The sequence below is a fragment of the Stutzerimonas chloritidismutans genome (assembly GCF_038562055.1).
Classification (GTDB): Bacteria; Pseudomonadota; Gammaproteobacteria; order Pseudomonadales; family Pseudomonadaceae; genus Stutzerimonas; species Stutzerimonas chloritidismutans_A.
The window spans coordinates 23,742-41,138 of the sequence record NZ_JBCFXD010000003.1 but is presented as its reverse complement, the minus strand read 5'-3'; the positions used below and the strand labels follow the sequence as shown (position 1 = coordinate 41,138).

Genomic DNA, 17,397 nt, shown 5'->3' with positions numbered 1-17,397 from the left:
TCTTAGCTGAGAAAGGTGGTTTTGCTCAACCACAGCTGATTCGTTGAATTTTCAGTGATTCGTCTGTCGTCAGCGTTAACCGTTGCGCGTTGTATTCCAGCGTAACTACTTCTCCGGGTCGTACAATACGAGCCGTCGCGGCTCTGCTTTTTCGACGCGCCTGATCGAGTAGCTCCGGGCTTGCCTGCTCCCCAACAAATGTCTGAGCTAAAGAAGCGTCGCATTGGCTCGCGCTGCCTCCAGTTGCCAGCGGTGTGATGGGCGATGGCTGACAGCCAATCAAAATGCTGCTGCATGCTATCAACGCGGCAGGCCGGACGAGGTTCATACGCGTTCTCCTTCTGTATCGTTGAAATCGATCTGGGGTGGCATGTTGGGTCCGCTGATGGCTAAACCATAGCGAACAAGGGAACTGGCGGAACAGCTGCCCCGTCTTACCGTTGAGGGCACATTGCGCACCGCACTGGGCCGCCAAATAAAAAAGGAACTCCGCCATGTTTAATTCCTCCGTGATGAAGCGTGTAGCCACTCTTTTGGCAGCGATGCATTTCATGCTGTTCGCACAGATACCACTGGCCCAGGCGGCGATGATCGGTAGCCCGGAAGTAATCGCTGAGCAACAGCAGCAGGTGGATCGCCAGCAATTGCTGACAATGCTTGAGAATGAAGACGTCCAGAAGAAATTGGTGTCGATGGGCGTTAAGCAAGAGCAGGTCGAGCAGCGCATCAACAGCCTGACACCAGCAGAACTTGCGCAATTCAATCAGCAGTTGGATCAAGCGCCTGCCGGTGCTGGAGTCGTTGGGATCATCGTGCTGTTTCTCGTCATCTTCATAGTGACCGATCTGCTTTGCGCCACCAACATCTTCAACTTCGTCAACTGTATCAATCGTTAATGGCGCGATTGATACTGCTGTGTGCGGTAATCCTTCTCGGGGCGTGCGCGCGAACGCCAATCGTCCCGGTTGGAACTTCAGGACTTCCCGACCGGGTTGAGCTGGATGAAGTGCCATTCTTCCCGCAGGAGGACTATCAATGCGGGCCGGCAGCGCTCGCTACTATGCTTACCCAGCGTGGCGTCGCTATTGAGCCGGAAGAGCTTGTGGAGCGGGTTTATCTTCCGCAGCGCAAAGGCAGTCTGCAGGTCGAGATGGTTGCGGCTGCTAGATCTCACGAGTTGCTGGTCTACCCATTGGAGCGACGACTGGAAGCGGTGCTGACTGAAGTGGCGGCGGGAAACCCCGTTCTGGTTTTGCAGAATCTTGCTTTTGATCGCTGGCCTCAATGGCACTTTGCGGTTGTGGTGGGGTATGACCTAGCTGCGCAGACCATCGTGCTGCGCTCTGGGACTACACGGCGCTGGACCGGAAGTTTTAGCCTGTTCGAGAGAAGCTGGGGTAAGGGCAATCGATGGGCCGTGGTGACCGTCGCGCCTGATCAACTGCCACGTACTGCTCAGGAAACGGTCTGGTTAAAGGCTGCAAATGACCTTGAGCAGACGGGCCACGTTGGTGCCGCTCGGGATGCTTATGAAACGGCTGCGCAACGGTGGTCCACGGGCTTGTCTTGGTTCGTACTGGCGAACGCTCGGTACGCGGCAGGCGAGGAGGGCGCAGCGGAGCAAGCCCTGCGAACCAGTGTGCAGCTGGACAATTCATTCGCGCCTAGCTGGTTTAATCTTTCGCATATATTGGCGGAGCGTGGATGCCCTATGCATGCATCTACAGCCCGCGCTTGTGCGGTTCTGTTGGCGCCGAAGGATGCACGATTCCGGGTGGCGTTGCCCTCAGGGCCCCAAAAGCGCGGCGCTTGTGAAGCGCCGCCAGCATGTCCGGCGCAGTGAACGCTCAAAAGCCCAATCTGTCGCGCAGGCTGTAATAGAGAGCCCCGAGAGCGCTCAATGGCGCGCTGAATGTCTGTCCGCCAGGAAAGGGGTAGTGCGGCAAGCTGGCAAAGGCATCAAAGCGCTCGGCCTGCCCTCGTAGCGCTTCGGCTATAACTTTCCCTGCTACATGGGTGTAGGTCACGCCGTGTCCGCTGCATCCCTGAGAGTAATAGATATTGTCTCCAAGGCGGCCGACCTGCGGCAGGCGCGACAACGTCATCAGAAAGTTGCCTGTCCAGGCGAACTCTGTCTTGACGTCTCGCAGTTGTGGGAAGGTCTTGAGCATTTTCGGTCGGACTATCGAATCAATATCGGACGGATCCCTAGCGCCGTAGACCACTCCGCCTCCATAGATCAATCGCTTGTCCGCAGATAGGCGAAAGTAGTCAAGCAGGTAGTTGCAGTCTTCCACGCAGTAGTCCTGGGGGAGGAGGGCTGCAGCAAGCTCGGCGTCGAGAGGTTCTGTAGCGATGACCTGAGTGCCGCAGGGCATGGATTTGGCTGCCAGTTCCGGAACCAGTGCTCCGAGATAGGCATTTCCCGCAACGACAACGAACTTCGCCGATACCTGGCCGTGCTGTGTATGGACCCGCGGACGGCTTCCTCTATCAATCCGGACTGCCGGCGTTTGTTCGTATATGACTCCGCCGAGCGATTCGACGGCTGCAGCTTCGCCTAGTGCGAGGTTGAGAGGATGGATATGGCCACCGCCGTGGTCCAGCATCCCGCCAGTGTATCGCTCGCACGCTACGACGTTTCTGATGCCGCCTTGATCAAGCATCTCGAGTTGATCGTAGCCGTAACGCTCCCAGAGGGCTTTCTGTGATTCGAGGTGATGCATCTGCTTGGCATTGAATGCGGCGAATACTCCTCCGCTTTTCAAGTCGCAATTGATGCCATAACGCGCCACCCGCTCGCGGATGATGCGGCCACCCTCGAACGCCATGGCTCCGATCAACCGCGCAGTTTCTGAGTCAGAGCTGCGCTCGACAGTGTCTATATCACGGCTGTAACTATTGACGATTTGACCGCCGTTGCGTCCCGATGCGCCGAAGCCAACCTTAGCGGCCTCAAGCACGACGACCCGAAAGCCGTACTCGAGAAGAAATAACGCAGTCGACAGTCCGGTATAGCCGGCACCGATTATGCAAACGTCAGTCTCGGTATCTCCACTCAGATGGTCGCGAGCAGGTGCCGGATTTGCCGAGGCAGCATAGTAGGAGGCGGGGTAAGGTGTGTGCGACATTCTGGCTGTCCCGTTTAAAATACTTTACGCAGATGCTATCGCGAGAGCGCGGCAGAGCGCCATAGCAACGACAGCTTACGGCCTGCTTATACAAAAATTACGAATATCAGTAGCTTGGCGAAAAAAGCGCTTGACTCTCCCAGGCGAATCTCTAGAATGCGCGTCCATCGGAGGCACATAGCTCAGTTGGTTAGAGCACCACCTTGACATGGTGGGGGTCGTTGGTTCGAATCCAATTGTGCCTACCAATTCCGAAAAGGGTCGCGTTTGCGACCCTTTTTTTATGCCTTGCTTGTCAGTGCGGCGGCTTTCTGAAAGCATCCGTGCTCCGTATATCTCCAGTGACTTCGATCCCTATTGATCAGCTTAGGCTCCTGCCACTGTGCGGCAGGTTATTCGAGGGGTCGCTTTCCTGGCTCATCCCAACCCACGTGGCCTTTGGTAGGGGTCACCACTAGGAGAGGAGGCGCCATGCCCATAATCACTCTTCCTGACGGTAGTCAGCGTTCATTCGATCATCCCGTTTCCGTGGCTGAGGTAGCTCAGTCAATTGGCGCAGGTCTCGCCAAGGCTACCCTTGCGGGCAAGGTAGACGGTCGATTGGTCGATGCTTGTGATCTGATTGAGCGCGATGCGAGTCTGCAGATCATCACTCCGAAGGATGACGAGGGGCTGGAGATCATTCGTCACTCATGCGCACATCTGGTTGGGCACGCAGTCAAGCAACTCTATCCTACCGCGAAGATGGTTATCGGCCCGGTCATCGCCGAGGGCTTCTATTACGATATCGCTTTCGAACGGCCGTTCACGCCGGACGACATGGCTGCAATCGAGCAGCGTATGAAAGAGCTGATCGACACTGACTACGACGTGATCAAGAAGGTTACGCCGCGTGAAGAAGTGATCAGTGTTTTCCAGTCGCGCGGGGAGGACTATAAACTGCGTCTGGTTGAGGACATGCCCGATGAGCAGGCAATGGGGTTGTATTACCACGAAGAATACGTCGACATGTGTCGTGGTCCTCATGTGCCTAACACCCGTTTCCTCAAATCCTTCAAGCTGACCAAGCTGTCCGGCGCCTATTGGCGTGGCGATGCGAAAAATGAACAGCTCCAGCGCGTTTATGGCACTGCATGGGCGGACAAGAAGCAGCTCGCGGCTTACATTCAGCGCATTGAAGAGGCTGAAAAGCGCGACCATCGCAAGATCGGCAAGCGTCTTGATCTCTTCCATACCCAGGAAGAGGCTCCGGGCATGGTGTTTTGGCACCCGAATGGCTGGACAATCTATCAGGTGCTTGAGCAGTACATGCGCGGTGTGCAGCGTGTGAACGGCTATCAGGAGATCAAAACACCGCAAGTTGTGGATCGCAGTCTGTGGGAGAAGTCCGGGCACTGGGGCAACTACGCGGAAAACATGTTTACCACTGAGTCGGAAAGCCGCGATTACGCGATCAAGCCGATGAACTGTCCCTGCCACGTTCAGGTGTTCAATCAGGGGCTCAAGAGTTACCGAGAGTTGCCGCTGCGTCTTGCTGAGTTTGGCTCCTGCCATCGCAATGAGCCCTCCGGTGCGCTGCACGGGATCATGCGCGTTCGTGGTTTTACTCAGGATGACGCGCACATCTTCTGTACTGAAGAGCAGGTCAGTGCCGAGGCAGCTGATTTCATCAAGCTGACCATGCAGGTCTATGCTGATTTCGGCTTCAGTGACATCAAGCTAAAGCTGTCAACGCGCCCTGAGAAGCGTGTCGGAGACGATGCGTTCTGGGATCGCGCCGAAGCTGCGTTGGCGGGTGCGCTGGACGCGGCCGGTTTGCCTTGGGAGTATTTGCCGGGTGAGGGCGCCTTCTACGGCCCGAAGATCGAGTTTACGTTGCTCGACTGCTTAGGGCGTTCCTGGCAGTGCGGTACCTTGCAGTACGATCCGAACATGCCCCAGCGTCTCGATGCGAGCTATGTTGCGGAGGATAACAGCCGAAAAACGCCGGTCATGCTGCATCGCGCGATTCTAGGTTCGTTCGAGCGCTTTATCGGTATCTTGATCGAGCACTATGAGGGTGCTTTCCCGGCCTGGTTGGCTCCGACGCAAGCTGTGGTGATGAATATCACTGACAAGCAGGCGGATTTCGCTCTTGATGTGGAGAAAACACTCAGTCAAAGCGGCTTCCGTGCCAAGTCTGACTTGAGAAACGAAAAGATCGGCTTTAAAATCCGCGAGCATACCTTGCTCAAGGTTCCCTATCTCTTGGTTATTGGAGACAGGGAAGTAGAGACACGAGCCGTTGCTGTGCGCACCCGTGAAGGCGTTGATCTGGGCTCCATGCCCTTGGATGACTTCACGCAGTTGCTGGCACAAGCGGTTTCCCGGCGTGGTCGCCAAGAATTGGAGTAATGACTATTAAGCGTGAAATGAGACAGGATAAACGAGCTGCACCCAAGGCCCCGATCAACGAGAATATCTCGGCTCGTGAGGTCCGTTTGATTGGTGCTGATGGCGAGCAGGTTGGCATCGTCTCGATTGATGAAGCGCTTCGTATAGCTGAAGAAGCCAAATTGGATCTGGTGGAAATTTCCGCCGATGCCGTTCCTCCTGTATGCCGGATCATGGATTACGGCAAGCACCTCTTTGAAAAGAAGAAGCAGGTCGCTGCAGCGAAGAAGAATCAGAAGCAGATCCAAGTTAAAGAAGTAAAGTTTCGTCCAGGGACGGAAGAGGGCGACTACCAGGTCAAGCTACGCAACCTGGTACGTTTCCTGAGTGACGGGGACAGGGCCAAGGTTTCGTTGAGATTCCGCGGTCGTGAGATGGCCCATCAGGAGCTGGGGATGGAACTGTTGAAGCGGGTCGAAGGTGACCTGGCTGAATACGGCTCGGTCGAACAGCATCCAAAGATGGAAGGACGCCAGCTGATCATGGTCATCGCTCCCAAGAAGAAGAAGTAACCACCAGGGCACTGGCAGGCCTTGCGGTTATTTGAAATCACCCACACTGTGGAGTACCGAACATGCCAAAGATGAAGACTAAAAGTGGCGCTGCGAAGCGCTTCAAAAAAACGGCGAATGGCTACAAGCACAAGCACGCTTTCAAGAGCCACATCCTGACCAAAATGTCTACCAAGCGTAAGCGTCAGCTGCGTGGTACATCTCTGATGCACCCGTCTGACAATGCAAAAGTAGAGCGCATGCTGCGCGTTCGTTAATTCGGTCAAGACTCAGAGGAATAACTCATGGCTCGTGTTAAGCGTGGCGTCGTCGCTCGTCGCCGTCACAAGAAAATTCTGAAACTCGCTAAAGGCTACTACGGCGCTCGTTCGCGCGTGTTCCGCGTTGCCAAGCAAGCGGTGATCAAGGCTGGCCAGTATGCCTACCGTGACCGCCGTCAGCGGAAGCGTCAGTTCCGCGCTCTGTGGATCGCTCGTATCAATGCTGGTGCTCGTGTAAACGGTCTGTCTTACAGCCGTTTCATCGCTGGCCTGAAGAAAGCGGCCATCGAGATTGACCGTAAGGTTCTTGCCGAATTGGCAGTGAATGAAAAAGCAGCTTTCGCTGCGATTGTCGAAAAAGCCAAAGCTTCTCTGGCCTAAGCCCATCGACAATCGAATCTTCGGATTCGTAGCGTCACCGATAGGGGAAGAGCCTTGTGCTCTTCCCCTATTTCGTATCTGAAGGGGCATTTGCAAAAGTGCACGTCGCGTAAAGCCCAAGCTGATCGCCTGGTGCGGTTCTGCAAGAACCTCTGGAGGTTGTACATGGAAAACCTGGATGCACTGGTCTCGCAAGCGCTTGAGGCGGTGCAACATAGTCAAGACATCACCGCCCTGGAGCAGATCCGGGTTCAGTATCTCGGCAAGAAAGGCGAGCTGACTCAGGTCATGCAGACCCTGGGTAAATTGTCTGCGGAAGAGCGCCCAAAGGCCGGTGCGCTCATCAACGCAGCGAAGAGCCGTGTTCAGGATGAGTTGAATGCCAAGAAGGCTGGACTTGAGCAAGCTGCACTGAGCGCCAAGCTCGCTGCTGAGCGGATCGATGTGACATTACCCGGCCGTGGAGAGGCCTCCGGCGGGCTGCATCCGGTGACGCGTACGCTAGAGCGGATCGAGCAGTTCTTCAGTCATATCGGCTATAGCGTTGCCGAAGGGCCGGAGGTCGAAGACGACTACCACAACTTTGAAGCGCTCAATATCCCCGGCCATCACCCAGCGCGGGCGATGCATGACACCTTTTACTTCAACGCCAACATGCTGTTGCGTACCCATACCTCGCCAGTTCAGGTCCGCACGATGGAGTCGCAGCAGCCGCCCATTCGTATAGTCTGTCCCGGGCGTGTCTACCGATGTGACTCGGATATCACTCATTCGCCTATGTTTCACCAGGTCGAGGGCTTACTGGTCGACGAGGGCATCAGCTTTGCTGACCTGAAGGGCACAATTGAGCAGTTTTTGAGAGTGTTTTTTGAGAAGCCATTGGGCGTACGTTTTCGGCCGTCGTTCTTCCCTTTCACCGAGCCGTCGGCTGAAGTGGACATGCAATGTGTGATGTGCAGCGGTAAAGGTTGTCGCGTCTGCAAGCATACCGGCTGGCTTGAGGTGATGGGCTGCGGCATGGTGCATCCAAACGTGCTGCGCATGTCCGGTATTGATCCAGAAAAGTACCAAGGCTTCGCATTCGGTATGGGAGCCGAGCGGCTTGCCATGTTGCGATATGGCGTCAACGACTTACGCCTGTTCTTCGATAACGACCTGAGGTTTCTGGCGCAATTTCGCTAGGTTCAGAGTCCAGTCAAAGAATCATTAGGAGAGCAGGATGAAATTCAGCGAGCAGTGGTTGCGTACGTGGGTCAATCCGCAGGTTTCCAGTGAGGAACTGGTGGCCCGGCTATCAATGGTGGGCCTTGAAGTTGACGCGGTCGTCCCGGTCGCCGGCGAGTTTAGCGGCGTTGTCGTGGGTGAGGTGGTGACAGCCGAACAGCATCCCGATGCAGACAAGCTGCGGGTGTGCCAGGTCAGTAATGGACGTGAGGTGTTGCAGGTGGTCTGCGGCGCGCCGAACGTTCGCGCTGGTCTGAAGGTCCCCTTCGCGATGATTGGCGCCCAACTACCGGGTGACTTCAAGATTAAGAAAGCGAAGCTTCGCGGCGTCGAGTCCAACGGCATGCTCTGCTCGGAAACCGAATTGCAGATCGGTACCGATGACAGTGGACTGATGGAGTTAGCTAACGACGCTCCGATTGGTAGCGATCTGCGATCATATCTCGGTCTGGACGATGCGAGCATCGAGATAGGGCTGACGCCGAACCGTGGCGATTGCCTCTCAATCGCTGGGCTTGCACGCGAAGTTGGCGCGATCTATGACGCAGCAGTAACCGTGGTCGAAATCGCTGCCGTGCCCCCGAGCCATGATGAGGTGCGCCCCGTAGAGGTGCTCGCGCCGAAAGCCTGTCCGCGCTATCTCGGGCGCGTAATTCGTAACGTTGACCTGTCGCGATCTACGCCGCTGTGGATGGTCGAGCGGTTGCGTCGCTCCGATATCCGCAATATTGACGCGGTGGTGGACGTCACCAACTATGTAATGCTCGAGCTTGGCCAGCCGCTGCATGCCTTCGATTTAGCCGAAATCAATGGCGGAATCAGGGTGAGGATGGCAGAGGAGCAGGAAAAGATCGTATTGCTCGACGGGCAGGAAGTAACATTGCGGAGCGATACGCTGGTCATCGCTGACCATCAACGCGCCCTGGCGATTGCGGGTGTGATGGGCGGTGAGCACAGCGGTGTCAGCGGCTCGACTCAAGATCTGTTCCTTGAGAGCGCCTTTTTCGACACCATTGCGCTCGCCGGCAAGGCTCGCTCCTACGGCTTGCACACCGATGCGTCGCATCGTTACGAGCGCGGGGTTGATTCTCAGTTGGCACGTCGAGCCCTGGAGCGGGCTACTGCGCTATTGTTGGAGGTTGTGGGTGGCAGCGCAGGCCCTGTCATCGAAGCTGCCAGTGAAGTCGATCTTCCGACTGTTCCCCCAATCCTGCTGCGCAAGGATCGAATCGAGCAGATGCTCGGGTTGAACATGGCGGCCGATCAGGTCGTCTGTCTGTTGTCGGCCCTGGGGCTTGGGGTAGTTGAGCTGAGTCCAGATTCTTGGGAAATCAGCGTGCCCAGTCACCGATTCGACATCAGTCTAGAGGTGGATCTGATCGAGGAGTTGGGGCGCCTGTATGGCTACGATCGCTTGCCGGTTCGCTACCCCCAGGCACGACTCGCGCCGGAGGCCAGCCCTGAATCGCTCGCTGGACTGCCCGCCTTGCGCCGGTTGCTAGTCGCTCGTGGCTACCAGGAAGCAATCACATACAGCTTTATCGATCCGAAAATGTTCGAGCTGTTCAGCCCTGGTGTCGAGCCGCTGCAGCTGGCCAACCCGATTTCCTCGGACATGGCGGCGATGCGCGCCACGCTCTGGCCGGGGTTGATCAAGGCGCTGCAGTACAACCTCAATCGTCAGCAAACGCGCATACGGCTGTTCGAAACCGGGCTGCGTTTCGTCGGCCAGCTGGGCGCGTTGATGCAGGAGTCGATGCTGGCGGGCGCCATTACTGGGAGCCGCCTGCCAGAGGCCTGGAGCAATGAACGAGCAGCCGCAGACTTCTATGACATGAAAGCCGACGTCGAGGCCTTGCTTGGTTTTGCCGGCGATGCTGTCTCGTATGGGTTTGTCGCTGCTGAACATCCAGCCCTGCACCCCGGTCAGACGGCTCGAATCGAGCGGGATGGGCGCTTGGTTGGTTATATCGGGAGTCTTCATCCGGAATTGGCTGCGACGCTGGGAATCGATCAGCCGGTCTATCTGTTCGAGCTGCTCGTATCTGAGATCAGTGAAGGCCGACTGCCGCGCTTCAGTGAACTGTCTCGCTTCCCTGAGGTGCGCCGTGATCTGGCCATCTTGGTGGCGCGTGATATCCCGGCTGACGACGTGTTGCTATGCATTCGCGGCGCGGCAGGCGAGAACCTGACGGACCTCAAGCTATTTGATGTGTACCAAGGTAAAGGTATTGATCCTCTTAGCAAAAGTGTGGCAGTCGGCTTGACCTGGCAACACCCTTCGCGCACTCTAAACGACGATGAGGTGAGTGGTGCTATGCAGCAAATCCTCTCCTCCCTGGAAGAAAGGTTCAACGCCACGTTAAGGAAATAGCGTATGGGGGCTCTGACGAAAGCTGAAATGGCGGAACGTCTATATGAAGAGCTAGGCTTGAATAAGCGCGAGGCCAAGGAGCTGGTCGAACTGTTTTTCGAGGAAATCCGACAGGCGCTCGAGCATAACGAGCAGGTGAAGTTGTCCGGTTTCGGCAACTTCGACCTGCGCGACAAGCGACAGCGCCCAGGGCGCAACCCGAAAACCGGTGAGGAAATTCCGATCACGGCGCGTCGTGTCGTGACATTCCGGCCAGGGCAAAAACTTAAAGCCAGAGTCGAAGCCTATGCTGGAACCAAGTCATAACGACGAACTGCCAACGATACCTGGCAAGCGCTATTTCACCATCGGTGAAGTTAGCGAGCTGTGTGCTGTAAAACCGCACGTGTTGCGCTATTGGGAGCAGGAGTTTCCCCAGCTGAACCCTGTGAAGCGTCGTGGTAATCGACGCTATTATCAGCGCCAGGACGTGCTGATGATCCGGCAGATTCGCTCGTTGCTTTACGAGCAGGGCTTTACGATTGGTGGGGCTCGCCAGCGGATGTCAGGTGATGAGGCACGTGAGGATACGACCCAATATAAGCAGCTTATTCGGCAGATGATCACCGAGCTTGAGGATGTGCTTCAGGTGCTTAAAAATTAAATGCCTGGCATAAAAACTTTCACATATTCAGTCGCTTAGTGTATAGTTCGATTCGCTTTCAGCAGAGCTGAAGGCATTGTCGGGGCGTAGCGCAGCCTGGTAGCGCACTTGCATGGGGTGCAAGGGGTCGAGTGTTCGAATCACTCCGTCCCGACCAAAAATCCCTAGAAAATCCAGTCACTTAGCGGTGACTGGATTTTTTTATGCCTGATGGTTTTCAGCCGCCTGCGTAAAAATAGCTTTCTGGTTGCCAATTGGTTGCCAATTGAGATTGGCTTAGCAGTGCGAGGCGGATGCGCTCAATCTCATCGACCCGCGAAGGCTTAGGCTGGTTAGCTGTTTGAAAGCTGGCGCTGTCGTTGGCATTCAGCAGCTTGCGTGCGAGCCATGAGGTAACGGGTAAGTGTGACAATACGGCTCACAAGACCACCTGCGTCCGCTGCCAGCCACATACAAAGGATTCCACCGGCTTGCTTGGGGCGACAGGTCGCGGCGCTCGGGGTAATCATTTTCATTGGTCTGTTTGTTTGGCTAGCTGTGCCAGATCGAGGGTCTTTATGTCGCTGTCCGAATTCTGCTGATCAGTGAGGACTCTTTGGTGTCGAACGTCAGGTGGACCTGGGCTTTGGCGCGAGTCACCCCTACGTAAAACAAGCGTGTGGACTCATCCAGCTGCTCGAGCGTCTTATCGTATTTGCTTGGGAACACACCTTCCTCAAGTCCGAGCATGAGGACAGCCTGAAACTCCAGCCCTTTCGAACTGTGAAGTGTCATCAGGTTAATCTGATCTGGGCTCTTTCCCTGGTTGCCGAAAATCTCGACAGTGAACTCTTCCAGCGCTCCGCCTGCATCGGCTTCGTCGATAAGCTCAGCGAGAATGTCGACTTCATCGCTCAGACCTGGTTCGCTGCGCAGCATTTCGTCGAGAATAGCGTTATCTAGCGATTTCAGCCACTTATGAAGAGGTAGATGGCCATCCCGTAGTGAGAAAAGCGCTGCAATCAGCCGCTTGCGAGACGCGAGCCACTGGGCCTCGCTTTTCCCTGAACGTTGCATTCGTTGCCAGGATTTGAGCAGCTGCGAAAGTTGCACTTGCCCTGTTGTCCATCCGCCCGCGCACCATTGCGCAGCCTCCGTCAGCCACTCTGTGAAACGTGAGCGCTTGATCGGCGACCCGTTGTCGAGGCGAAAGTAGCGCATATGCAAACGATCAGCCACCAGGGCGATTTGCTTACCCTCAGCCATAGATCTATACAGCAGGGCTATGTCGCCTGATGTCCAGGTCGGGTTGGCGTCGAGTAGAGCTGGCACCAGCGTTTCGAGCGCATACTTTGCCTGCCCCGAGAGGTCGCGCTCCAACTTGTGAATGCGAATTTCACCTTGCCTGTCGTCATGAGATTGGAAGTCTGCGCGGTCGGGAAAGAGTGACCTTGATGCTGTAATGATTCGATCAGCGCAGCGGTAGTTCAATCGGAGTGTAATGGCCTCCATACGCCTGTCCTGTGCAAGGTTTTTTAGCAGGGCCGGATTGGCGCCGGTAAACCCATAGATCGATTGATCCGGGTCACCTACGGCAATGATCCTGCCCCCCGCATCGAGCAATGCCAGCACAATGCGGTGTAGTGGTAGGCCGAGATCCTGATATTCGTCTATCACCACGACGGGATATTTCGCTCGTATGGCACTGCGCACCCACTCGTGTTTCTCGATCAGTTCTAGGCCAGCGAGCACTATGCCGTCGAAGTCGATCAGGCCCCTTGCCAGGAGCAGGTCTTCATAGGCTTTGACAACTCGTGTCTCGCGCGTAGTCCACGCTTTCCATTCGTCAGAGTCTCGATCTGGAATGGTACGTCGTAACTTATCGCACGATGTGCGAAATGAGCTGCTTGGGTTTCCGCCGCACACTGAGTTGTAAGCCGCACCGAAAAGCCTGCGAGAGTCTGCTGGTGTTGCTACTTTCAACGGGTCCGGGACGGCAACACCGGCCATTGCTGCGTAAGGTAGGACTAGCTCCGTCAGGCAGAACGAGTGTACGGTGGAGATAAGAATGCGATATCCATCGTCAACACTGAGCTTGTTCAATCTCGATCTCAGCTCGCCGACACAGGCGTTGCTAAAGGTGATGCAGGCGATGCGTTGCGGGCGACGCACAGTCTCCGCGAGCAACCTTGCGATCTTGACTGTGATGGTCTTGGTCTTACCGCTGCCAGGCCCAGCCAGGATGGCGCAGTTGCCTGTCGACTCGTAGGCACTCCATTGATCCTCGTTACCGCGCAGATCCTCAGCAGCAACGAGATAGGCGGGTTTGGCGGTATTCATCCCAATTTTTCCCTCAAGTATTCCAAGGCATCTTTGACGTAGTCGGGACATACATCAGCATTTGCCGCGAGCAGTACTGAGGCTAATCGCTGGGCAAACCGTCCTTTTCCGATAGAGTCGATGTCTTTGAGGAACTGCTTCTCATCCAAGGTCGTAGGGTCATCAGCCAGCTCCTTGAAGCGAGCGTGCATCTTCTTGTTGGTTGACAGTGCAAGGGCGGCTTTCTGGAAGTGCTCTTCGGCACCAGCCTTGAAGACATCGATCTCGAAGGTGAACTCATTAAGGAAAATGCCATACTGCGTGGCGAGTTCGAGAATCTCTTCAAATTCGAGTTCGGCCCACTGGGCTTCGGGGAGCACTCCCTGCATGATGTGGTTTACCACGCGGTTCTCCCCGTAGTTGTCAGTCACACCCTTACATTCCGGATCGTCGTCTTCCTGGCTTACTTCTGTTCCCTTCGGGTCAAAGTCAGTGAGCACGGCGAATGGGATGTCGAGCCCTTGGGGGCCGAGTAGTTTCACGTACGGAGCGAAATTGGTTCCGGCGATCGAGCAAACGGTTATGCCCATGGCATCGAGATCGAAGGTCTTGTCGTACAGCTTGGCCAGAGTAGGCAGAAGAAATTTTTCTGCATCGCCTTCTACCAGGATGACGCCCTTCGAAAAGAACAACTCACCGCGCGTGATATCGATGTAGCGCTCGAGGTCCTCTCGGTCAGCCTTTTTGAGTTTGATCCCCGTGAGTGATCGAGCAACCGTATGGCCTTCCTTGGGGACATTTTTTAGTACTACGACGTTGGTGAGCGGGGCAACGCTGGCGACGTTGGGCGAGTGCGTTGTCAGCAGGATGCTGCGCAACTCCCGACCTTGCTCCTCCTCATCGCGCGTCTTCAGGTAGTTTCGGTAGATCAGGCGTTGCAGGTGTGGGTGCAGGTGTGCCTCGGGCTCTTCGATCGCCAGAAATGTGTGTTGCCTTTCTCCTTCTTCCACCAGGTACTGATGCTCCAAGTGCTTCAACGCTAGATAAAGCACGTTTGCGGAGCCTAGGCTTGCCTCTGCAATCCTTCGTTTGCCACCATCGATCATCATCTGCAGTGCGCGGAGCAACCGTTCAGGCTCCGTTGGCGCAAAGCCCAGTGCCGTTTCGATCGTGTGCTTTTCACCGATCATTGTTGTGAGCTGGCCGTTGACCTGCTTCACCACATCAGCGAGCTCGGGCAAAGCAGCAATCCTTGATGTCGTTGTATGCACCTCTTCGGCGATAGCTTTTAACTCTTCCTCGTCAATGGTCTGCGCCGCTCGATCCAGCAGAGGCCGCAGCGGGGAGCGCGTCCACCGAGCAAGGTCCGACTCCGCGTCACGAAGTGCGGGGAATAGGTCCATTGGCATCCAGCGTCTCAATTCGTAACCGACCGAGTTCTCTGGGCGATTACCGCCAAAGAGCACAAACTCATAATCCGCTTCACTGCGTGGCGCTCGATCAATGCCCGCGATGGGTTGGAAGCGGTACGTGATCTTCGCCACCATGGGCGAGGGTCGGATCAGGTGGTCGGCGAGAACTGCTAGCAGCTCTTCGCTGCCTTCGAAGTCGCTGAACTCTACAGAAACTTCGATGGCATCATCGGCCTTCAGCGGCCTGGGCAGGCCATCCCAAAAATCATCAAGACGCAGCCTTCGAGCTGAGTCAGGGAGAGTCGGATCCAAGATCATTCGTAGGCCGAATAGCAGATTCGTCTTGCCTACCTTGTTCTCGCCTAGGACGACAGCATGCTGGCCTAAATGCACGTCGAGGTGCTTGAAGTTTCTGAAGTTCTTTATCGTGATTCGGGTCAGCCGCATTTAGACATTCCTTCCATAGATGCTGGGTGCTCGCAGAACTCAGATGCAGACATGGCAATGTTTAATTTTTTCGCTTTATGCCTTTTGGCGTAATGGCAGAAAGTTTATTTGGTCTACCGTCACCTGCTTTATCGTTTTATTCTAATAGAGCTCGTTATCTGGGCGTCCGGCGGGCCTCAACGGCGTGAATCAAGTCACCGCCCATGCTTTGAGGTGACGTTGTATTTGTTGCGTTATTGTTTTGTTTTTAGTGACTGGGGGAGATATTGCGAGTACTTGCTGTGCAGCAGCGCTACGCCCTCGTCTTTTGTAGCTGTGTAATCCAGCTTTTCGCGAAAAGCTTCCAGGCGGGCGCGGGAAGCTCCGAGTATTTCACTCCAGGTAGCCAGTCCGATCTTCAGGTTTGGATCATCATGGAAAAAGCCGAATGCCTTCCCCTGTTGGCGTACTGAGCGCGCCGCTTCCTCAGTCATTTCGTTCGATACGGCGAGAAATGTCCAGAAGGTGTTGTGCTTATCGAAGCGTTCATCTGCAGCTACCGCCATTGCATAACTCTCAATCTGTGATTTCACCGCAAGATCGATTTTCTGTGACGGGCGCTTCAGCTCTACGACCAGGTATTCCCGGCGTTTTTTCGCATACGCGGGTATTTCCCGACCCAGTAGCAAATCGATCACTGCCTGGGAGCCGTCATCTCTTACCACTGCTTTGGGCTTTCTGGTTTTTTTCTCGGAAGGACGCAGTTTGGCCAGGTGTTTGCGCAAAACCGTGTTCAGGTTCTCGTCGCTGCTGGTCAGTAGGTATTCTTCCCCGAAGATCCAAGTCTCGCTCTCCAGCATCCGGTGTAGTTGCGTGCGCTCTTTCAGCTCTCGCTTAGATTCGGCGTCGAATAGAAGCTCTCCTAACCCGGCAAGGAACTGCAGTCGATCCGTGACTAGTTTGCTGGCTTCAATGATGGCTGCAAGCGTGGTGTACTGAAGTAGGTCGGCAAGCTCGGATTGCTTCTCTTTAGGAAGATCCAAAACCTCCGTGAGAATGCGCTTCAAGGCCTCGGGGTTCTCATCGAGAGCGGTTTTGAGCATTCGAAGCGTGAATTGGCGATTCCTGGTGTGTCCCTCGCGAAACGAGTCCAGATACTGATGCACGTTCAGGGCGCAGATATCGAAGACTTCTCTTCGCGTTTGTTCTAGCTCGCTGCCTGCATCTCCCTCGAATGGGTAGACGCCTTCATCTTTCCACTGCTGAACCAGCTCTGATGCGGTCTCCGCTTTTCTGCGGCGAAAGTGTGAGCGCATTGCCGTACGTGCATTGTCGACAAGCCGACGTAGGTCGGCATTTAGATCATCAAGAGCAAGTAAATTTTCATGGTTCAGCTTTGCGATGTAGTCGGAGCGGAGGAACGCCGTAAAGTTGAACTCGCTTCCGGGGCGGATGCCGGCTTCAACCTCGTGGAGTGCAAAGCCATCGTTATCACAAAGACAGATCCGCCGCTCTTTCTTAGAAAAGCTCCATTCAACAATGTCTAGCTTGGCCTGTATCTCGGTGCCATCTATTGCATGAAATGCTGGTAACTCAATAGAGTCGTGTGATTTTTGCACTGACTTCGGATCAATGCGCTCGTCTCGAAAGGTGATGTTTGTGGCGGGATAATTGCGCAAGTAGAGTGCAAAAATCTCAGCCAGCTGCTTGGCTGCAGCTCCATCCTGTGCAAGTACTCCCAGGGAGTCCTGAAGGTTAGTGATCTGGACTCTTGTGCCGCGGAAGCGGCCAGTGGGGGCGGGTTGAGCCTCTTTGATCTCAAAGTCTTGAAGGTTGCTCGCACTTCCTTTGATGGCTTGCTGGAACAGCCTGTCTGGACTCTCAAAAAAAGCTGTATCCCAGATGACATCATGCCCTAGAGCAAAAGCCTTGAATCGGCCCTTGCCATTACGGCCATGTAGTTTCTTTTGAGAACCGGCAGATGCTCTATATTCCCGCTTCCAAGAGCCACCCAGATTGCCAAAGGCTTGTTCGGCATCGTGGACTGTAATGCCGTTGCCATTATCTAGCACCTCAATTTCCGCTGGGTTGCCTAAGTCGTTGTCCGTGATTCGGACGTGCACCTGGTCTGCATCGGCATCCAGTGCATTCCAGATGAGTTCAGCCAGAGCATTAACGGGCTTGCCACGAGCAAGTGATTCCAGATGATCGGCCTGTGCTTGCACGTGAACGTATTTTGTCCCGTTCAGTGGTGCTGCCATTTCCTCGGTCATCGCTTGCTCCATTATGTTTGTCCTATTCCG

The 17,397-nt window shown here is 55.2% G+C and carries 15 protein-coding genes and 2 tRNA genes; 12 read left to right on the top strand and 5 right to left on the bottom strand.

Features of this window, described 5'->3' with window-relative positions; all coding sequences use genetic code 11:
- Window positions 1–25: 25 nt before the first annotated feature.
- Window positions 26–328: an I78 family peptidase inhibitor gene (locus tag AAGW23_RS06785; RefSeq protein ID WP_342405687.1), complete on the bottom strand. Its 303-nt coding sequence runs from the start codon at window positions 326–328 to the stop codon at window positions 26–28.
- 166 nt (window positions 329–494) lie between these two features.
- Between AAGW23_RS06785 and AAGW23_RS06780 the strand changes: the two genes are divergently transcribed.
- Both AAGW23_RS06780 and AAGW23_RS06775 read left to right on the top strand, forming a co-directional pair.
- The gene (locus AAGW23_RS06780) at window positions 495–896 is read left to right on the top strand and encodes a PA2779 family protein (RefSeq protein WP_342405686.1); all 402 of its coding nucleotides are present in this window, start codon (window positions 495–497) and stop codon (window positions 894–896) included.
- Complete coding sequence (locus tag AAGW23_RS06775; protein WP_342405685.1) at window positions 896–1,843, top strand: PA2778 family cysteine peptidase; 948 nt, start codon at window positions 896–898, stop codon at window positions 1,841–1,843. The genes AAGW23_RS06780 and AAGW23_RS06775 overlap by 1 nt, the downstream gene beginning before the upstream one ends.
- 4 nt (window positions 1,844–1,847) lie before the next feature.
- Here the strand turns inward: AAGW23_RS06775 and AAGW23_RS06770 are convergent, their stop codons facing one another.
- Entirely contained in the window at window positions 1,848–3,131 is a 1,284-nt protein-coding gene (locus AAGW23_RS06770; RefSeq protein WP_342405684.1) for an FAD-binding oxidoreductase, read from the bottom strand.
- 171 nt (window positions 3,132–3,302) lie between these two features.
- Between AAGW23_RS06770 and AAGW23_RS06765 the strand changes: the two genes are divergently transcribed.
- The 10 genes from AAGW23_RS06765 to AAGW23_RS06720 all read left to right on the top strand — a co-directional run bounded on the left by AAGW23_RS06765 (window position 3,303) and on the right by AAGW23_RS06720 (window position 11,115).
- Window positions 3,303–3,379 (top strand) — tRNA-Val (locus AAGW23_RS06765).
- Window positions 3,380–3,602: 223 nt separating this feature from the next.
- A complete protein-coding gene (gene thrS / locus AAGW23_RS06760; RefSeq protein ID WP_342405683.1) occupies window positions 3,603–5,525 on the top strand; it encodes a threonine--tRNA ligase in 1,923 nt (640 codons plus the stop codon).
- Window positions 5,525–6,076 (top strand): translation initiation factor IF-3, encoded by a 552-nt coding sequence (infC, locus tag AAGW23_RS06755; protein ID WP_019339385.1) that lies wholly within the window; start codon window positions 5,525–5,527, stop codon window positions 6,074–6,076. The genes thrS and infC overlap by 1 nt, the downstream gene beginning before the upstream one ends.
- Window positions 6,077–6,138: 62 nt before the next feature.
- Window positions 6,139–6,333 (top strand): 50S ribosomal protein L35, encoded by a 195-nt coding sequence (gene rpmI / locus AAGW23_RS06750; RefSeq protein ID WP_019339386.1) that lies wholly within the window; start codon window positions 6,139–6,141, stop codon window positions 6,331–6,333.
- Between the two features lie 27 nt (window positions 6,334–6,360).
- Complete coding sequence (gene rplT, locus AAGW23_RS06745) at window positions 6,361–6,717, top strand: 50S ribosomal protein L20 (RefSeq protein WP_019339387.1); 357 nt, start codon at window positions 6,361–6,363, stop codon at window positions 6,715–6,717.
- Window positions 6,718–6,882: 165 nt separating this feature from the next.
- Entirely contained in the window at window positions 6,883–7,899 is a 1,017-nt protein-coding gene (gene pheS / locus AAGW23_RS06740) for a phenylalanine--tRNA ligase subunit alpha (protein WP_342405677.1), read from the top strand.
- Between the two features lie 37 nt (window positions 7,900–7,936).
- Window positions 7,937–10,315 carry a phenylalanine--tRNA ligase subunit beta gene (gene pheT / locus AAGW23_RS06735; RefSeq protein WP_342405676.1) on the top strand — a complete coding sequence of 793 codons (2,379 nt, stop codon included), beginning with the start codon at window positions 7,937–7,939 and terminating at the stop codon, window positions 10,313–10,315.
- Window positions 10,316–10,318: 3 nt separating this feature from the next.
- Window positions 10,319–10,621 (top strand): integration host factor subunit alpha, encoded by a 303-nt coding sequence (gene ihfA, locus AAGW23_RS06730; RefSeq protein WP_003282572.1) that lies wholly within the window; start codon window positions 10,319–10,321, stop codon window positions 10,619–10,621.
- Complete coding sequence (locus AAGW23_RS06725) at window positions 10,602–10,958, top strand: MerR family transcriptional regulator (RefSeq protein ID WP_025242142.1); 357 nt, start codon at window positions 10,602–10,604, stop codon at window positions 10,956–10,958. The genes ihfA and AAGW23_RS06725 overlap by 20 nt, the downstream gene beginning before the upstream one ends.
- Window positions 10,959–11,038: 80 nt before the next feature.
- A tRNA-Pro gene (locus AAGW23_RS06720) sits at window positions 11,039–11,115 on the top strand.
- A 398-nt stretch (window positions 11,116–11,513) separates the two neighbouring features.
- Here AAGW23_RS06720 and AAGW23_RS06715 read toward each other — a convergent pair.
- The 3 genes from AAGW23_RS06715 to AAGW23_RS06705 form a co-directional block, all read right to left on the bottom strand.
- On the bottom strand, window positions 11,514–13,277 hold the full coding sequence (locus AAGW23_RS06715) for an ATP-dependent helicase (protein WP_342405665.1): 1,764 nt from the start codon (window positions 13,275–13,277) through the stop codon (window positions 11,514–11,516).
- On the bottom strand, window positions 13,274–15,115 hold the full coding sequence (locus AAGW23_RS06710) for an ATP-dependent nuclease (RefSeq protein WP_342405663.1): 1,842 nt from the start codon (window positions 15,113–15,115) through the stop codon (window positions 13,274–13,276). Before AAGW23_RS06710 ends, AAGW23_RS06715 begins: the two co-directional genes overlap by 4 nt.
- A gap of 233 nt (window positions 15,116–15,348) precedes the next feature.
- Window positions 15,349–17,367, bottom strand: coding sequence for an ATP-binding protein (locus AAGW23_RS06705; protein ID WP_342405662.1), 2,019 nt, complete (start codon window positions 17,365–17,367; stop codon window positions 15,349–15,351).
- Between the last annotated feature and the right edge of the window lie 30 nt (window positions 17,368–17,397).